Genomic DNA, 16,126 nt, shown 5'->3' with positions numbered 1-16,126 from the left:
TAGCCTCGCCGGGGTGAGTGCGAATTCGCTCCTCCCGGCCCTGTCCGTCGTGATCCCGGTCTACAACGAGCAGAACTGGATCGACCGCAGTGTGGGTGCGCTGATCGCGTCGGCACAGGCGGCGAACTGGCCGGTCGAGGTCGTCGTGGTCGACGACGGCAGCACCGACGGCACCGGCGACAAGCTCGCGGAGCTGCGGGAACTGTACGGCATCACCGTGCTCACCCAGCCGAACAGCGGCCGGTTCGAGGCACGGCGGGCGGGAATCGCGAAGGCCTCCGGGCGGCAGATCCTGCTGCTCGACAGCCGCGTGATCGTGGACTCCGGCTCGCTCACCTTCCTCCGCGACCAGCTCGTGGACCATCCCGAACGTACGGTGTGGAACGGTCACGTCAACGTCGCGTCCGAACACAATCCGTACGCGGGATTCATGGCGGGGCTGGTCAAGATCCCGTGGCGCCGTTATTGCGCGAACCCGCGGTTGATGTCCTTCGGTATCGAAGAGTTCGACGTCTTCCCTAAAGGCACGGGATTCTTTTCCGCGCCGAAGGACGTTCTCGAGGATTCGTCCAACGCGTTCGAGTCGCTCTTCGAAGACGTCCGTTTCGCCAGTGACGACACGGGTGTTCTGCGCTGGATCGCCGAACGTCACCGCATCTTCCTCGCGCCCGACTTCTCCGCGACCTACCACGGCCGGGATTCGTTCAAGAAGTTCATCGGCCACTCGTATTTCCGCGGCACCACGTTCGTCGATTCGTATCTCGCGTCGCCCGGTCCCGCGCGCAACGGACTGTTCGCCGCCATGGCGGTCGGAGTACTCGGGCTCGGCGTCGCCGCGAAGCGTCCGAAGACCGCTGTCGCGCTGGCCGCCGCGGGTTCGACGACCGCCGGGTTCGCGGTGACGAAGTTCGGCGCGACCAAGGCCGAGGCCAAGGCGGTCGCCCGGCTCACCCCGGTGTTCGCCGCCGGCTTCGGCGCCGGAGCGCTCCGCGGCATCCTCATGGCGCTGCGGGCCCGGCTGCGGCGATGAACAGCACGGTGAGCAGCGAGAAACTGGCGAAGGACACCGGGAAATCCGCCGGGCGGATCGGCGTCTACCTGCTGATCGCGATCGCGCTCGGCTACCTCCTCACCGTCGTCTGGGGCCGGACGCTGTCGAAGGCCGACAACGCCGTCCTGCTCTCCTTCTGGGGCATGTTGATGGGACTGGGCGCCGCCCTGTCCCCGCTGGAGCAGGAGATCTCGCGCCAGTCCGCGCACGCCGCGCTCGACGGCCGCAAGGCCGGTCGCCCGGCGGTGCTCGCGTTCGCCACCAGCGCGGTCGCCGTGGTGCTCGTCGGACTGGTCACGCTGCTGCCGCCGATCACCGACAAAATCTACGGTGGCCAATTCGCGCTCGCCGTGATCGTGCTCGCGGGCGGGCTTTCGTTCGCCTTCCAGTTCGCCGCGCGCGGCCTGCTGATCGGCCAGGACCACGTCCGGTCCTACTCGTGGCTGATCCTGGTCGAGGCCGCCGTGCGGATCCTCGTGGTCGCCGCGCTGGTGGTCGCCGGACTCACCCAGGTGTACTGGTTCGCCGTCGCCGCCGCGACCGGCTCGTTCGCCTGGCTGCTCTTCGCCCGTGGTGCCGCCCGGCTGGTCGATCCCAAGCTCGAAGCCGACGTGCCCGCCAAGCCGATCGTCAAGAACATGCTGATGCTCCTCGCGGGCGCAGGGCTCACCGCGAGCGTCATCACCGGCTATCCCGCGCTGGTCAGCCTGCTCGCCCCCGGCGGCGACAAGGACGAGCTCGGTGTGCTCTTCCTCGCCCTGTTCGTGGCCAGGACACCGCTCACGCTGATGGCGCCGGTCCAGGCCCTCGCCGTTCCGACCGTGGTTCGCCTGTCCAGCACCGACGAGGGCAAGCACCGGCTGCGCAGGCTGCTCGCGCTCGGCTCGGTGGGCGCGCTGGCGCTCGCGGCACTCGGCGCGCTGATCGGCTGGTTGATCGGCCCGTGGGTGGTGCGCCTGGTCTACGACGCCAAGAACGACCCCGAGGCCTGGTGGATGGCCGGGCTGGTGTGGTCCTCGGTGCTGCTGGCGGCGATGCAGTTGCTCGCCGCCGTCCTCGTCGCGCAGGCCAAGGCCACGAAGGTGCTGATCACGTGGGCCGCGGTCGTCGCCGCGACCGTGCTGGTCCTGCTGTTCTTCCCGGGCGACACCGTCGTGCGCGCCGTCGTCGGCCTCGCCGCCGGCCCGACCGTCGGGCTGCTGGTCGTCATGGCGTTCGTGGTCCGCGGCACGCCCGGGACGGGCAACGAGCGGCCTTCCGAAGCGTCTCGATAGTGTGGCCGCGCCATCGCGCGCCGCGAACTTCGGTGGCGTTCCTGACGCCGAATAGGGTTGGACAGCGAATTCGATGAACGTTCTTTTGGTCTTGCTGGCGTTCTGGCTGCCGGGGCTCGTCTTCGGCGCCGCGATCAGGCTGCGCGGCTGGACCCTCGCCGCCGCGGCCCCGCTGCTGACATTCGGCCTCGTCGCCATCGGCATCCCGATCCTCGGCCGCCTCGGCATCCGCTGGACCCTGCCGAACGTCGGCATGTGGGTGCTGTTGCTGTCCCTCGTGGGCTTCGGTCTTTCGTTCCTCGTGCTCCGCTTCACCGCGAAGCGGCACCCTGAATGGGCCGAGGGCGAAGACGACGACGAGACGAAGCGCGGCCCGCGTGACCACCTGTTGATCGGTGCCGGTGTCGTGGTCGGCCTCGGCGTCGGCCTGGTCACCTTCCTGCGTGGTTCGCACAGCCTGGAGAACGTCCAGCAGGGCTGGGACGCCCCGTTCCACGGCAACCTGGTGCGCTGGATCGCCGAGCACGGCGACGCGCGCGCGTCGACCGTCGGCACCATCGCGAACCTGCCGAACCAGCACGATTACTTCTACCCGGACACCTATCACGCGCTGCTCGCCCTGATCTTCGGCAAGGGCGGCCTGACGATGATGCCGACGCTGAACCTGGCGGCGCTCACGGTCGTGCTGACCGTCCCGGTCGGGGTGGCGGCGATGTGCCGCGCCTGGCGCATGCCGGTCCTCGCGACCGCCGCCGCCGCGGCCGTGTCCACCTGGTTCACCGCGTTCCCGTACGACTCGCTGTGGCGCGGCCCCCTGTGGCCGTACGTCGCCGGGGTGGCGCTCGTGCCCGCGATGCTCGCGCTCGCCCGCCTGCTGCTCAAGCCGAACGGCGTGGCCGGACCGGTCGCGATCGGCGTCGGTGTCGCCGGGCTGGCCGGCCTGCACACCAGCCTGATCTTCGTGATCATGGTCTACTTCCTGCTGATCCTGCTCGCGGTGCTGTTCCGCTTCGAGAAGATCAGCTGGCGCCGAAGCGCCACTTCGCTGGTGGCCACGATCGGGCTGGCTGTCGTGCTCGGCGTGCCTCAAGTTCTTCCCGCGCTCTACAACGCGGGCGGCGTGACGAGCGCGTTCTGGGCGTCGGAGACCAGTGTGTCCGGCGCGTTCGGGCAGACCATCACGTTCTCGCCGATGGCTTCGTTCCCGCAGTGGTGGATCGGCATCCCGGCGATCATCGGCGTGTTCTTCCTGGTCAAGCACCGGCGGATGCTCTGGATGGTCGGCGCGTACGTCGTACTCGGCGGCTTGTTCGCCGCGACGATCTCGATGGAGTCCCCGCTCATCCACACCCTGACCGGCGTGTTCTACAACGACCATTGGCGGATCGGCGCGCTCGTGCCGCTGGCCGGCGCGGTCGCGTTCGGCGAGTTCGTGCACACCATGTCGGGCAAGATCGCCGAGAAGCTCGGCGAGCGCAAACCCGGTCTGAACCCGTTCACCGCGGCCATCGCGGGCGCACTGGTGGTCGGCCTGGTCGTCACGGTGCTGAGCAGGGGCGGCTACATCGGCCGAAACTCCGCGCGGCTCGCGATGAACTACGGCGAAGGTCCCTCGGTCAGCAAGGGCGAGGAAGAGGCCTACGCCTGGCTGGGCAAGCACGTCGTGCCGGGCGAGCGCGTGATGAACGACAGGGCCGACGGCTCGGTGTGGATGTACGCCCTTTCGGGGGTTCAGCCGGTCGAGTGGACCAACTACGGCGCCGAGTTCACCACGAAGGCGGGCTGGCTCAGCGTCTTCCTGAACGACATCAACCGCGAGCCGCGCGTCCGCGAGGCGCTCACCGACCTCAAGGTGCGCTACGTGCTCGTCGGCAAGGGCAAGGTGGCTGTCAACGCGCAGTCCGCGGTGGGCCTCCAGCGGCTCGACATCACACCGGGTTTCAAACGCGTCTTCCAGAACCCCGACGCGTCGGTTTACGAAATCGAAGGTCAGCAAGGTGTGGTCGCCGCCGGCGCACCCGCCGGGTCCGACACCGCTCACGGCCAGTAAGAAGATAGAGTGATCCAGTGTCCAGTACGTCCGTGACCACCCGCCGCGTACTCATCGTGATGCCGGCGTTGAACGAGCAGGCCAGTGTCGCCGCGGTCATTTCCCAGGTCAAGCAGTCCTTGCCGGGTATGGACGTGCTGGTCGTCGACGACGGCTCGTCCGACGAAACGGCCAAGCTCGCCCGTGCGGCGGGCGCGGAGGTGGCCCGCCTGGCGGTGAACCTCGGCGTCGGCGGGGCGATGCGCACCGGTTTCCGGTACGCGGCCGCTCGCGGCTACGACGTCGTCGTGCAGGTGGACGCGGACGGTCAGCACGATCCCGAAGAGGTCGCCGCCCTGCTGGACGCGCTCGACGACGCCGACATCGCGATCGGCTCGCGGTTCGCGGGCAAGGGTTCGTACAAGGCGAGCGGCCCGCGGAAATACGCGATGGTCGCGCTCTCGATCGTTTTCTCCCGGCTCGGGAAGACCAAGCTCACCGACGTGACCTCCGGGTTCAAGGCGATGGGTCCGAAGGCGATCAAACTGTTCGCGGGGTACTATCCGGCCGAATACCTCGGTGACACGGTCGAATCGCTGGTGATGGCGATCCGGGCCGAACTGAAGATCAAGGAAATCCCGGTGATCATGCGCGAACGGGCGGCCGGAACGCCGAGCCATTCGCCGGTCAAGTCGGCCGTTTATCTCGGCCGCGCCGGACTCGCCCTGCTGCTGGCGCTGGTGCGCCGCCGCCCCGCCGTCGACTCGTCGGATTCGGCGTAAAAGGAGCTGATCATGGCTGGCTGGCGCATTCTCAGCATCGTCGTCGCCTGTCTCGTGCTGTTCGTCGTCCTCGAGATGATGCGACGGCGGAAACTGCGGGAAAAGTACGCGGGTGTCTGGCTCGTCGTCGCCGTCGGCGTGGTGGTGCTCGCCCTCGTTCCGCAGGCCGCCGACTTCCTGGCCAGGGTGACCGGCGTGCAGACGCCGTCGAACTTCGTCTTCCTCTTGGCCGGTGTGGTGCTCGCACTGGTCGCGCTGCATCTGTCGACCGAGGTCGGGCATCTCGAAGAGGAGGTCCGGACCTCCGTCGAGGAGATCGCGCTGCTCCGCTGCGAACTCGCCGACGCCCAGCGTGATCTGGAAGAACGCGTCGCCGCGCTCGAAGCGAAGACGGCCGCGCCCGACAACGTCAAAGGGCTCCCCGAAGTGAGCCCCGCACGCGCACGCTGATCGACGCCCTTCTCGCCGCCTCGCCGAGGTTGGGCGGCGTCCGCGTGCTCGCCGTCGACGGCCCGTCCGGCTCCGGGAAGTCCACACTGGCCGGGAAGATCGTGGCCGAACTCGGCGGCCGCGGGATCCGCGTGGTGCTGGTGAGCACCGACGAGTTCGCCACCTGGGACGAACCCGTTTCGTGGTGGCCTCGGCTGGAAACCGGCGTACTGGAACCGTTGCGCGCGGGCAGGCCCGGCCGCTACCGGCGGGTGGACTGGGCCGGCGGCACCCCACGACCGGGTGAAGAAATCGAAATCCCGGTCCCCGACGTCGCGGTGCTGGAAGGTGTTTCCAGTGGCCGCGCGCGGATCCGGCCGTCGTTGTCGCTGCTGACCTGGCTCGACGGCGGCAGCGAGGCCGAACGCCTCGACCGCGCGACGGGCCGGGACGGCGAGGACTCCCGTGCGCACCTGCGGCGTTGGCAACTGTTCGAGCGGGGCTGGTTCGCCGTGGACGGGACCAGGGCCGCGGCGGACCGAGTGCTCACTTCTCACGAGTGGTAGGTCATACCGGTGGGGTGTGAGGGAGCGGTTTCGCGTGACCCCACGCCCGCTCCAGGCGCACCGGCGCAGCCGCCAAAGCCCGCCCCCACCCCTGCCGAAGTACATGAAGGCCCCCTTCCTGTACCTAGGCGCAAGGAAGGGGCCTTCATGTACTGAAGCGGCAAGTTTTACCACTCACGAAAGTGTCTCCGGCCGGACAGCCGTACCACTCACGAACCGCGACCCGATACCCACGGATGTCCTGTTTCGTCAGTGACCCATTGGACGTAGCGGTAAGCACCCAGTTGAGTCAGTGACCCGGCACTCTGCGCGTTAGTGGTCCGGAATTGATTACACTCCGTCCAGAATTGCGGACACTTTGCGGTCGTATTGGCCGTCGTGTAGCGCGATCGTAACCTCGCGTGCTTAAGTGCGGGCCGAGTTCCCGCTAGTGTCGGCGGGCACACCGATCGTCCGCGAAGTTCGAGTTTCGACCGATCGACGCCGACGGTGCCTAACACCGAATATCTCCTCAAGGGGTGCCAGATGCAGCAACTGCGGGTGACCCGAGCACGCCGTGTGGCCCTGATCGGGCTTGCCGGCGCACTCGCGGTCTCCATTTCCGCCTGTGCCGATTCGAAGCGTGAAGAAGGCGCAGGGGGTGGCTCGGGAGGCACCATGGTCTTCGGGGCCGCCGGTAACCCGAAGACGTTCGACCCGCTCTTCAACGACGACGGTGAGACCTTCCGCATCATCCGCCAGATGATGGACACGCTGATCATGAACAAGCCGGGGACCGCGGACCTCGAGCCGGGCCTGGCGGAGAAGTGGGAAGGCAGCAACGACGGCAAGACCTGGACCTTCACCCTGAAGAAGGGCGTGAAGTTCCACGACGGCACCCCGTTCAACGCCGAAGCGGTCTGCTTCAACTTCAACCGCATGTTCAACATGAAGGGCGCCGCCGCCCAGAGCCAGATGATCTACTACGGCGACGTCTTCGAGGGCTTCGCCAAGAACGAGGGCGACGCTTCCGGCGACCCGGTCTACAAGGATTGCCAGGCCAAGGACGAGTCCACCGCCGTCCTGAACCTGAACAAGGCCAAGGGCGCCTTCCCGGCGGCCTTCACCCTTCCGTCGCTGTCCATGCAGAGCCCGGACGCGCTGAAGAAGTACAACGCCGACGCCGTCACCCAGAGCGGTGACTCGTTCTCCTACCCGGAGTACGCGCTGAAGCACCCGACCGGCACCGGCCCGTTCAAGTTCGAGAGCTGGGACCAGGCCAAGGGTGAGATCACGCTGGTCAAGGCCACCGACTCGCCGACCCAGACGGCCAAGCTGGACAAGCTGGTCTTCAAGGTCATCCCGGACGAGAACGCCCGCAAGCAGGCGCTCAAGGCCGGCGACATCCAGGGCTACGACTACCCGTCGCCCGCGGACTACGGCCTGCTGCGCAACGACGGTGAGCAGGTGCTCATCCGCCCCTCGTTCAACATCCTGTACCTGGGCATCAACCAGAAGAACAACCCGAAGCTGAAGGACCTCAAGGTCCGCCAGGCGCTGGCCTACGGCCTCAACCGTGAGCAGTTCGTGAAGTCGAAGCTCCCCGAGGGCGCCGAAACCGCGACGCAGTTCGTGCCGAAGGCGATCGACGGCTACAACGAGAACGTCACCAAGTACGACTACAACCTTCAGAAGGCGAAAGACCTGCTGAAGGAGGCCGGCGCCGAGGGCATGACCCTCAAGTTCTACTACCCGACCGAGGTCACCCGGCCGTACATGCCGAACCCGGCCGACATCTTCACCTCGCTGTCCGAGGACATGAAGGCGATGGGCATCAAGGTCGAGCCGATCGCCAAGCCGTGGAACGGTGGCTACAAGGACGACGTCCAGAAGGCGGGCAAGCAAGACGTGCACCTGCTCGGCTGGACCGGTGACTACAACGACGCCGGTAACTTCGTCGGCACGTTCTTCGGCCGCGAGAAGGCGGAGTTCGGTTTCGCCAACGCCGAGCTGTTCAGCGCCCTCGCCGCCGCGGACGCCGCACCCGCCGGTGAGGCGCACACCAAGGCGTACCAGGAAGTCAACAAGCAGATCATGGATTACCTGCCCGCCATCCCGATCTCCTACGGCCCCCCGGCGATCGTCGTGGGCCCGAAGGTGAAGGGCCTGGTGGCCAGCCCGCTGACCGACGAGCGCTTCTACACCGTCACGGTCAACTGATCCTCGACCACTAGTGGCTCAGGGGGTGGGCGCTACCGCGCTCGCCCCCTGAAGTCCATTCCCGGGCTGGCAACAAAGGAACGCACGTGCTCCGTTTTCTCGTGCGTCGGCTGCTACAAGCGATACCGACGCTCTTGATCCTGTCCATTTTGATCTTCGCCTGGCTCCGGTCCCTTCCCGGTGGCCCCGCCGGCGCCCTCCTGGGTGACAAGGCGACCCCGGAGAAGATCGCCGACCTGAACAAGCTCCTCGGCCTCGACGATCCGATTTTCGTCCAGTACTTCAAGTTCCTCGGCCGGGCGATCACCGGCGACTTCGGCAACTCGCTGGTCTCCGCCCAGCCGGTCATGTCGGAGATCGGGAATTTCCTGCCCGCCACGATCGAGCTCGGCTTCTGCGCGATGCTCATCGCGGTGGGTCTCGGCATCCCGTTCGGCTACCTGTCCGCCCGCTTCCGCGGCGGGGCCGTCGACAACGTCATCATCGTGCTCAGCCTGGTCGGCGTCGCCGTGCCGGTGTTCTTCCTCGGCTACATGATGCAGGATCTGCTGGCCGCCCCGCTGGGACTTCCTTCGCAGGGCCGTCAGATGGCGGGCCTCGACGCCACCACGGTGACCGGGTTCGCGGTCCTCGACGGCATCATCACCCAGGAATGGGACGCCGCCTGGGACGCGCTCACCCACTTGATCCTCCCGGCGTTCGCGCTGGCCACGATCCCGCTCGCGGTCATCGTGCGGATCACCCGCGCTTCGGTGCTGGACGTGCTGAACGAGGACTTCATCCGCACGGCCAACTCGAAGGGCCTGACCCAGCCGATCGTCCGGCGCCGTCACGTGCTCCGCAACGGCCTGCTGCCCGTGGTCACCGTCATCGGTCTCCAGACCGGCGCGCTCCTCGGCGGCGCCGTGCTGACCGAGCGGGTGTTCAACTTCCGTGGCCTCGGCTTCCTGCTCGCCGAAGGCATCGAACGGCGTGACTACCCGCGTCTGCAAGCGCTGCTGCTGTTCGGCGCGCTGGTCTACGTGCTGGTGAACATGCTGGTCGACGTCTCGTACGGGCTCATCGACCCGAGGGTGCGTGTCCGATGAACACCTTGCTGAACAAGAAGAAGGAGCCGATCGACAAGCTCGCGGCTTCGTCGGCGAAGGGGCACAGCCTCGGTGGCGAGGCGCTGCGCCGGATGCTGCGGAGCCCGGTGGCCATCACCGGCGCGGTGATCACCGGCCTGTTCCTGCTCGTGGCGATCTTCGCGCCGCTCCTGGCGCCGAAGGACCCCTACGAGCGGTACCTGCAGAGCCAGGTCATCCTCGGTCAGGGCATCATTCCGGGCGCTCAGCCCGGTTTCCCGCTCGGTGTCGACGACTTCGGCCGCGACTACCTTTCGCGGCTGCTGGTCGGCGCGCAGAACACGCTGCTGGTCGGTGTGCTCGCGACGATCATCGGCGTCGTGGTCGGCATGCTCATCGGTGGCCTCGCCGGTGCCTTCGGCGGCTGGGTCGACACCGTGCTGATGCGGCTCGTCGACGTCATGCTGTCGGTGCCGTCGCTGCTGCTGGCGATCTCGGTCGCGGCGCTGTTCCAGAAGCCGAGCCAGTGGACGGTGATCGTCGCGGTCTCGATGGTCAGCGTGCCGATCTTCGCGCGGTTGCTGCGCGGTTCGATGCTCGCGCAGAGAAACAGCGACCACGTGCTCGCGGCGACGTCGCTCGGCGTCAAACGCGGGGCGATCGTGTTGCGGCACATGCTGCCCAACTCGCTCGGCCCGGTCATCGTGCAGGCCACGCTGACCCTGGCCACCGCCATCCTCGAGGCGGCCGCGCTGTCGTTCCTCGGTCTCGGCGACCCGGACCCGAACCGGGCGGAATGGGGCATCATGCTGAGCCGCAGCGCTCGGCAGTTCCTCGACATCCGCCCCGAGCTGGCGTATTACCCGGCGATCGCGATCATCATCGTCGCGCTCGGGTTCACGCTGCTCGGCGAGTCCCTGCGGGAAGCCCTCGATCCGAAGAACAGGCGGTGATGTGAAGATGGCACTCCTCGAAGTACGCGACCTCAAGGTCGTTTTCCAGCGGCGCGGTGAGAAGCCGTTCACCGCGGTGGACGAGGTCAGTTTCGACGTCGAACCCGGCCAGACGGTCGGCCTCGTCGGTGAGTCCGGTTGCGGCAAGTCCGTGACCTCGCTGGCGATCATGCGGTTGCTCGCGAAACGCGGCAACCAGGTCAGCGGTTCGGTGTCGTTCGAAGGCACGGATCTGCTTCGCTTGTCGGACAAGGAAATGCGGGACCGCCGCGGCCGTGACCTCGGCATGGTGTTCCAGGACCCGCTGTCCTCGCTGAACCCGGTCATCCCGATCGGCCTGCAGATCACCGAGGTGCTGGAGCGGCATCGCGGGATGTCGCGCAAGGTGGCGTCGGTGGAGGCGGCGGAACTGCTGGACAAGGTCGGCATCCCCGATCCGGCACGGCGGCTTTCCGAGTACCCGCACCAGCTTTCCGGCGGGATGCGGCAGCGCGCGCTGATCGCGATCGCGCTCGCCTGCCGTCCCCGGCTGCTCATCGCCGACGAGCCGACCACCGCGCTCGACGTGACGATCCAGGCGCAGATCCTCGCGCTGCTGCGGGAACTGGTGCAGGACACCGGGACCGCGCTGATCATGATCACGCACGACCTCGGTGTCGTCGCCGGACTCTGCGACCAGGTCAACGTGCTCTACGGCGGCAAGATCGTCGAGCGGGCGGAACGGCACGCGCTGTTCGCCGAGCCTCGGCACCCGTACACGCACGGCCTGCTCGCCTCGATCCCGCGGCTCGACGCGGGCCGTGGCGAGAAACTGATCCCCATCAAGGGCTCCGTCGCCGACAACATCCCGTGGGACGGCGGCTGCGCGTTCGCGCCCCGCTGCCCGAACGCTCTCGGCGTGTGCCGGGAGGTTTCACCGCAGCTGACCCCCGATCACGGTGGACTGCTGCGCTGCCACAACCCGGTGATCCCGGCCGTGGCCGCACGAGGAGGGGCCCGATGACACACGCGGTACCGGAGCAGGAAGTACTGCTCGAGGTCAACGACCTGAAGGTGCACTTCCCGATCAAACGCGGCATCGTGGTCGACCGGACGGTCGGATACGTGTATGCCGTGGACGGTGTCGATCTGGCCATCCGCAAGGGGGAAACCTACGGTCTGGTTGGGGAATCCGGCTGCGGGAAGTCCACTTTGGGCAGGGCGATCCTCCGGCTGACCGAGCTGACGAACGGCAACGTCGTCTTCGACGGCACCGACGTGGCCGTGCTCAAGGGCGAGGCCCTGCGCAAGGCGCGCCGCCGGATGCAGATGGTCTTCCAGGACCCGATGTCCTCTTTGGACCCTCGGCAGTCGGTGGAATCCATCCTGACCGAAGGCATGAAGGCGCACGGACTCGCCAAGGAGAAGGAAGCGACCGCCAAGCGGCTGCGCGAACTCCTCGCCGCGGTGGGTCTTCCGGAGTCCTCGCTGCGGAAGTACCCGCACGAGTTCTCGGGCGGGCAGCGTCAGCGCATCGGCATCGCGCGGGCGCTCGCGGTCGAGCCGGACCTGATCGTCGCCGACGAACCGGTGTCCGCGCTGGACGTCTCGGTGCAGGCGCAGGTGGTCAACCTCCTGGAGGATCTGCAGGAGAAGCTCGGGCTCACCTACCTGGTGATCGCGCACGACCTCGCGGTGGTGCGGCACATCTCCGACCGCATCGGCGTGATGTACCTCGGCTCGCTGGTCGAAGAGGCCGACGCCGACGCGCTGTACGAGAACCCGCTGCACCCGTACACGCGGGCGCTGCTCTCGGCGATCCCCGTGCCGGACCCGACCGTGGAGGACAACCGGGAGCAGATCCTGCTCGCCGGCGACCTGCCCTCGCCTGCGCGTCCGCCGTCCGGCTGCCGGTTCCACACGCGGTGCCCGTGGAAGCAGCAGAGCCTGTGCGACACCGACCGCCCGCAGCTGCGGGAGATCGGTGCCGGGCACCGGGTCGCCTGCCACTACGCGGAGGACATCCGCGACGGGCGGATCAAACCGCACGAGGTCGAGGTGGAACTCGTCGGTGCCGGAGAGCTGAACCCCGACGTCGGCGGCCTGCCGGACGTCGGCTCCGCGGCGGAGATCCTCTAGCGCCATCTCCTCCGCAAGTAGGCGACTGGTTGCGTGGAAGAGTCGGGAGTGGCCGTATCGCGAAAGCCACCTTCGGGGCAGCTGACTCCCCGAAGGTGGCTTTCGCGCTATCCCGGCCGCCGCAAGTAGGCGACTGGTTGCGTGGGCGGGCACGGGCCGCCGCCTTCGGGCAGACTCGGTGTCATGCGGGTCACAGTGCTGGGTGCGTCGGGGCGGACGGGGATCCACGTGGTCCGGCTCCTGCGGGGGCGGGGACATCAGGTGCGAGCGGGGCTGCGCAGCCGTCGCCGCGCGGAGGAGGTCGCCGGTCTCGGCGCCGAAACCGTGGTCGCGGACGTCACCGCCGACGCGGACGACCTCGTCGAGGCGCTCGCCGGCTCCGAGGTGGTGATCAGCGCGATCGGCGCGCCCGATCCGGATCAGGCCTCGGTCGATCTCGTCGACCGCGACGGCGTGATCACCGCGATCCGCGCGGCCGAGAAGGCGGGTGTCTCGCGGTTCGTGCAGCTTTCCGCGCAGTTCGCGGACGCGCCGGATCAGGGCGATCGGCTGGTGCGGTCGATCCTGATGGCGAAGCAGATCTCAGACAGTGTCCTCCGCCGTTCGAGCCTGAACTGGACGATCGTCCGGCCCGGCACGCTCACCGACGACCATCCCACCGGGCACGTCAAGGTCGCCGGTCATCTCGAACCCGGCCGCGTCTCCCGCGCGGACGTCGCCGCTGTTCTGGTCGCCACGCTGGAAGAGCCGCTCACCGAGAAGCAGGGGTTCGACGTCATCGGCGGGGAGATCCCCATCCCGTCGGCGCTGGCCTCCTTCAGCTGAGCGCCTTCTTCCGCTCCCGCGCCGCCCGCAGATTCGCGACGTTCCCGCAGGTCCGTACGTCGTGCCAGACCCCGCTGTTGTTGCGCGAGACGTCATAGAAGGCCGAACGGCAGCCGTCGAGACGGCACAGTTTCAGCCGTGACCAGATCCCGGCCTGCTGCGCGAGCAGCGTCTCCGTCCACAGCGCCGAAGTGAGCCACTGCCGTCCGGTGCCGGACGGGAACAGCCGGACGACGCCGTCCCGGAGGGCCAGATCCGCCTTGATCGGCTTCTCGACGGCCACGTCGTCGCCGTCCAGGAGTGAAACGAACGACTCCCGAAGCTCTCGAAGCGAGCGAAGATCGCTCGGACCCACCATGATCTCGGGCACGTCGGCGTCCCGGGTCCGCGACCACTCCGCCAGCGCTTCGGCTGCCCAGGGCCGCGCCAGGTCGGCGTCGCTGAGCAGGTCGAGGCCGTGCGTCTTGATCGCCTTCGTGTTGAGAAAGTCCTGAACGAGCGCCAGCCCCGAAGGGGCGGTGCGTAACCGGTAACGGTCGGTCGCGGTCCATGACATAGATCAAGCGTACTTGACTCTGTCACGCCGCGTCCTCATCCTGACCACAGAGGCAAAAGTCAGACACTTCTGTCAAAGGAGCAAGTCGTGACCGCCATCGAAGGCGCCGTCGTCCTGGCCACCGGTGGGCAGCGCGGTCTGGGCAAGGCGCTGGTCAACGTGCATTCCGTCCTGTCGTGGGCGGCGGGCTCGGGTGCCTACGGCGCGTCGAAGGCGGCCTTTTGGTCGCTCACCAACTCGCTCCGGATCGAGTTCGCCCAGCGGGGCACCCACGTCGTCGGCGTCCACCTCGGCTACACCGACACCGACCCGACCCAGGGACTCGACGTCCCGAAGAACGACCCGCGCGACGTCGCGCGGCAAGTCGTCGACGGGCTCGAAAGGGCGAGACCGAAGTGCTCGCCGACGACGTCGCGCGCCGGGTCAAGGCCCGCGTCGTCCGGACCGGTCGAGCACCTCGGCACGAGCCGGATCGCCGCGTAAAACCGTTCGCGGGAGTACGCCGGCCCGAGGTAGCTTCACCGCCATGTGTGCTCCCGCGTTCACCCGGACCCGCCGCGCCTAGCGGCGGATCCCCAGCGTCCAGCAAGGAACCGCCGCCCGAGCGAGTCGTCGCCGGGCCGGCCTCGTGCTGCCCGGCTCCCCTCGAAGCCGCGGAGATCCCTTGCGCACACCACGCCCTGGCCGTCATGAACTCGGCCAGAACTTCCTCATCGACCGGAACACCATCGAGACCGTCGTGCGGCTCGTCGCCGGAACCAGCGGGCCGATCATCGAATTCGGCACGGGCGACGGCGCTCTGACCCTGCCCCTGGAACGGCTCGGCAGGCCACTGACCGGCGTCGAAATCGACGACCGCCGCGCTGCCCGGCTGGCAGGCGTCGTCCGGCCGCCGACGCGGATCGTCACCGCGGACTTCCTGCGGTTCCCCCTGCCGGAGACGCCCTGCGTACTGGTCGGCAATCTGCCGTTCCACCTGACGACCGCGACGTTGCGCCACGTCCTCGCCGCTCCCGCCTGGACGGACGCCGTGCTGCTCGTGCAGTGGGAGGTGGCGCGCCGCCGGGCCGGGGTCGGTGGCGCGACCATGATGACCGCGCAGTGGTGGCCGTGGTTCGACTTCCGGCTGGCAGGCCGGGTACCCGCCACGGCGTTCCGCCCGAAGCCCGGTGTCGACGGCGGTCTGCTCACCATGATCCGCCGCGAGCGCCCGCTCGTCGACGACGCGGATCGTGAGCGCTATCAGGACTTCGTACGACGGGTGTTCACCGGTCGCGGGCGGGAGATCGCACCGGGGGTCCTGCCCAAGAACCTCACCGCACTCCAGTGGGCTGAGGTGTTTCGGCTTCGGCGAGGAAGTCCGCCTCGCGCACGCGGCGCTTCGTCGAACCGAACAGGACCCCGCCGATGACCACGGCCGCCGCGACGATCTCCAGCGGCGACGGCCGCTCGTCCAGCACCAGGAACGCCATCGACAACCCGACCACCGGCACCAGCAGGGAGAACGGCGCGACCACACCCGCCGGATTGCGGCGCATCAGCGACGTCCAGATCCCGGCGCCGACGATCGTGCCGAACAGCACCACGTAGGCGAGCCCGCCGAGGCCGAGCAGTCCGGTCGGGGTGCCGAGTGTGCTCAGCGAGTGCCCGATCTCGGCGGGGCCCTCCATGACCAGCGACAGCGCGAACATCGGCAGCGGCGGCACCACCGACATCCAGAGGACGAAGTTCAGCGGGTTGTCCGGTGCCGCCTGCCGGGTGCTCAGGTTGCCGAACGCCCAGCTCAGCGCGCCGAGCAGGGTCAGGATCACCGGCAGCAGGGCGGCGTTCCCGGCCTGCTGCCAGGCGATCGTCGCCATCCCGGCGACGGCGAGCAGGATCCCGGCGAGCTGCCGTCCGGACACCCGTTCCCGCAGGAAGACGGCGCCGAGCAGGACGGTGAACGGGGCCGAAGCCTGCAGCACCAGCGACGCGAGACCGGTCGGCATGCCGGTGTCCATCGCGATGAAGAGGAACACGAACTGCCCGGTGCCGAAGCCGAGCCCGTAGCCGAGCAGGTGGCGGATCTTCACCTTCGGCCACGGCACGAACAGGATGGTCGGGATCGCGATGACCGCGAAGCGCAGCCCGCCGGCGAAGACGGGCGGGAACTGGCCGAGGGTGGCGTGGATGGCGAGGAAGTTGCAGCCCCAGAGGACGGCGACGAGCAGGGCGAGCAGGCGATCACGGGCGGGCATGTCCTCACTCTTACGTGGGCAGACCCTTTAGGACCAGCGA

The 16,126-nt window shown here is 68.2% G+C and carries 16 protein-coding genes; 14 read left to right on the top strand and 2 right to left on the bottom strand.

The features are described 5' to 3' along the window. Nucleotides 1-13: 13 nt before the first annotated feature. From P3102_RS35605 to P3102_RS35550, 12 genes are all read left to right on the top strand, one after another. Nucleotides 14-1,030 (top strand): glycosyltransferase family 2 protein, encoded by a 1,017-nt coding sequence (locus P3102_RS35605; RefSeq protein ID WP_276365050.1) that lies wholly within the window; start codon nt 14-16, stop codon nt 1,028-1,030. Next, nucleotides 1,027-2,325, top strand: coding sequence for a hypothetical protein (locus tag P3102_RS35600; RefSeq protein ID WP_276365049.1), 1,299 nt, complete (start codon nt 1,027-1,029; stop codon nt 2,323-2,325). Before P3102_RS35605 ends, P3102_RS35600 begins: the two co-directional genes overlap by 4 nt. Nucleotides 2,326-2,398: 73 nt before the next feature. Further along, a complete protein-coding gene (locus tag P3102_RS35595) occupies nt 2,399-4,375 on the top strand; it encodes a DUF6541 family protein (protein WP_276365048.1) in 1,977 nt (658 codons plus the stop codon). Nucleotides 4,376-4,392: 17 nt separating this feature from the next. Continuing rightward, nucleotides 4,393-5,136 (top strand): glycosyltransferase family 2 protein, encoded by a 744-nt coding sequence (locus P3102_RS35590; RefSeq protein ID WP_276365047.1) that lies wholly within the window; start codon nt 4,393-4,395, stop codon nt 5,134-5,136. 12 nt (nt 5,137-5,148) lie between these two features. Next, on the top strand, nt 5,149-5,586 hold the full coding sequence (locus P3102_RS35585; RefSeq protein WP_276365046.1) for a DUF2304 domain-containing protein: 438 nt from the start codon (nt 5,149-5,151) through the stop codon (nt 5,584-5,586). A gap of 44 nt (nt 5,587-5,630) precedes the next feature. Then, the gene (locus P3102_RS35580; RefSeq protein WP_276365045.1) at nt 5,631-6,131 is read left to right on the top strand and encodes a uridine kinase; all 501 of its coding nucleotides are present in this window, start codon (nt 5,631-5,633) and stop codon (nt 6,129-6,131) included. Between the two features lie 657 nt (nt 6,132-6,788). Continuing rightward, nucleotides 6,789-8,330 carry an ABC transporter substrate-binding protein gene (locus P3102_RS35575; protein ID WP_276365044.1) on the top strand — a complete coding sequence of 514 codons (1,542 nt, stop codon included), beginning with the start codon at nt 6,789-6,791 and terminating at the stop codon, nt 8,328-8,330. A gap of 86 nt (nt 8,331-8,416) precedes the next feature. Further along, nucleotides 8,417-9,418, top strand: a complete 1,002-nt coding sequence (locus tag P3102_RS35570) for an ABC transporter permease (protein ID WP_276365043.1) — start codon at nt 8,417-8,419, stop codon at nt 9,416-9,418. Beyond that, nucleotides 9,415-10,350, top strand: coding sequence for an ABC transporter permease (locus P3102_RS35565; RefSeq protein WP_276365042.1), 936 nt, complete (start codon nt 9,415-9,417; stop codon nt 10,348-10,350). Before P3102_RS35570 ends, P3102_RS35565 begins: the two co-directional genes overlap by 4 nt. A gap of 7 nt (nt 10,351-10,357) precedes the next feature. Further along, complete coding sequence (locus P3102_RS35560; protein ID WP_276365041.1) at nt 10,358-11,353, top strand: ABC transporter ATP-binding protein; 996 nt, start codon at nt 10,358-10,360, stop codon at nt 11,351-11,353. Beyond that, nucleotides 11,350-12,468 carry an oligopeptide/dipeptide ABC transporter ATP-binding protein gene (locus P3102_RS35555; RefSeq protein WP_276365040.1) on the top strand — a complete coding sequence of 373 codons (1,119 nt, stop codon included), beginning with the start codon at nt 11,350-11,352 and terminating at the stop codon, nt 12,466-12,468. The genes P3102_RS35560 and P3102_RS35555 overlap by 4 nt, the downstream gene beginning before the upstream one ends. A 183-nt stretch (nt 12,469-12,651) precedes the next feature. Then, entirely contained in the window at nt 12,652-13,293 is a 642-nt protein-coding gene (locus tag P3102_RS35550) for an SDR family oxidoreductase (protein ID WP_276365039.1), read from the top strand. Here the strand turns inward: P3102_RS35550 and P3102_RS35545 are convergent. Next, on the bottom strand, nt 13,286-13,849 hold the full coding sequence (locus P3102_RS35545; protein ID WP_276365038.1) for a CGNR zinc finger domain-containing protein: 564 nt from the start codon (nt 13,847-13,849) through the stop codon (nt 13,286-13,288). The genes P3102_RS35550 and P3102_RS35545 overlap by 8 nt on opposite strands. Nucleotides 13,850-13,936: 87 nt before the next feature. Between P3102_RS35545 and P3102_RS35540 the strand changes: the two genes are divergently transcribed. Continuing rightward, nucleotides 13,937-14,332 (top strand): SDR family NAD(P)-dependent oxidoreductase, encoded by a 396-nt coding sequence (locus P3102_RS35540; RefSeq protein WP_276365037.1) that lies wholly within the window; start codon nt 13,937-13,939, stop codon nt 14,330-14,332. Between the two features lie 181 nt (nt 14,333-14,513). Further along, nucleotides 14,514-15,260, top strand: coding sequence for a 23S ribosomal RNA methyltransferase Erm (erm, locus tag P3102_RS35535; protein ID WP_276365036.1), 747 nt, complete (start codon nt 14,514-14,516; stop codon nt 15,258-15,260). Here the strand turns inward: erm and P3102_RS35530 are convergent. Beyond that, the gene (locus P3102_RS35530) at nt 15,163-16,086 is read right to left on the bottom strand and encodes an EamA family transporter (RefSeq protein WP_276365035.1); all 924 of its coding nucleotides are present in this window, start codon (nt 16,084-16,086) and stop codon (nt 15,163-15,165) included. The genes erm and P3102_RS35530 overlap by 98 nt on opposite strands. Nucleotides 16,087-16,126: the final 40 nt, after the last annotated feature.

This window comes from Amycolatopsis sp. QT-25, assembly GCF_029369745.1.
Classification (GTDB): domain Bacteria; phylum Actinomycetota; class Actinomycetes; order Mycobacteriales; family Pseudonocardiaceae; genus Amycolatopsis.
Note: the sequence above shows the minus strand (reverse complement) of the source record. Positions and strands in the feature narration are given on the sequence as shown.

Bases quoted from the DNA above. Each gene is read 5' to 3' on its own strand.
- P3102_RS35600 (WP_276365049.1), top strand. From the start codon at position 1,027: ATGAACAGCACGGTGAGCAGCGAGAAACTGGCGAAGGACACCGGGAAA.
- P3102_RS35595 (WP_276365048.1), top strand. From the start codon at position 2,399: ATGAACGTTCTTTTGGTCTTGCTGGCGTTCTGGCTGCCGGGGCTCGTC.
- P3102_RS35585 (WP_276365046.1), top strand. From the start codon at position 5,149: ATGGCTGGCTGGCGCATTCTCAGCATCGTCGTCGCCTGTCTCGTGCTG.
- P3102_RS35575 (WP_276365044.1), top strand. From the start codon at position 6,789: ATGGTCTTCGGGGCCGCCGGTAACCCGAAGACGTTCGACCCGCTCTTC.
- P3102_RS35565 (WP_276365042.1), top strand. From the start codon at position 9,415: ATGAACACCTTGCTGAACAAGAAGAAGGAGCCGATCGACAAGCTCGCG.
- P3102_RS35560 (WP_276365041.1), top strand. From the start codon at position 10,358: ATGGCACTCCTCGAAGTACGCGACCTCAAGGTCGTTTTCCAGCGGCGC.
- P3102_RS35555 (WP_276365040.1), top strand. From the start codon at position 11,350: ATGACACACGCGGTACCGGAGCAGGAAGTACTGCTCGAGGTCAACGAC.
- P3102_RS35550 (WP_276365039.1), top strand. From the start codon at position 12,652: ATGCGGGTCACAGTGCTGGGTGCGTCGGGGCGGACGGGGATCCACGTG.
- P3102_RS35545 (WP_276365038.1), bottom strand. From the start codon at position 13,849: ATGTCATGGACCGCGACCGACCGTTACCGGTTACGCACCGCCCCTTCG.
- P3102_RS35530 (WP_276365035.1), bottom strand. From the start codon at position 16,086: ATGCCCGCCCGTGATCGCCTGCTCGCCCTGCTCGTCGCCGTCCTCTGG.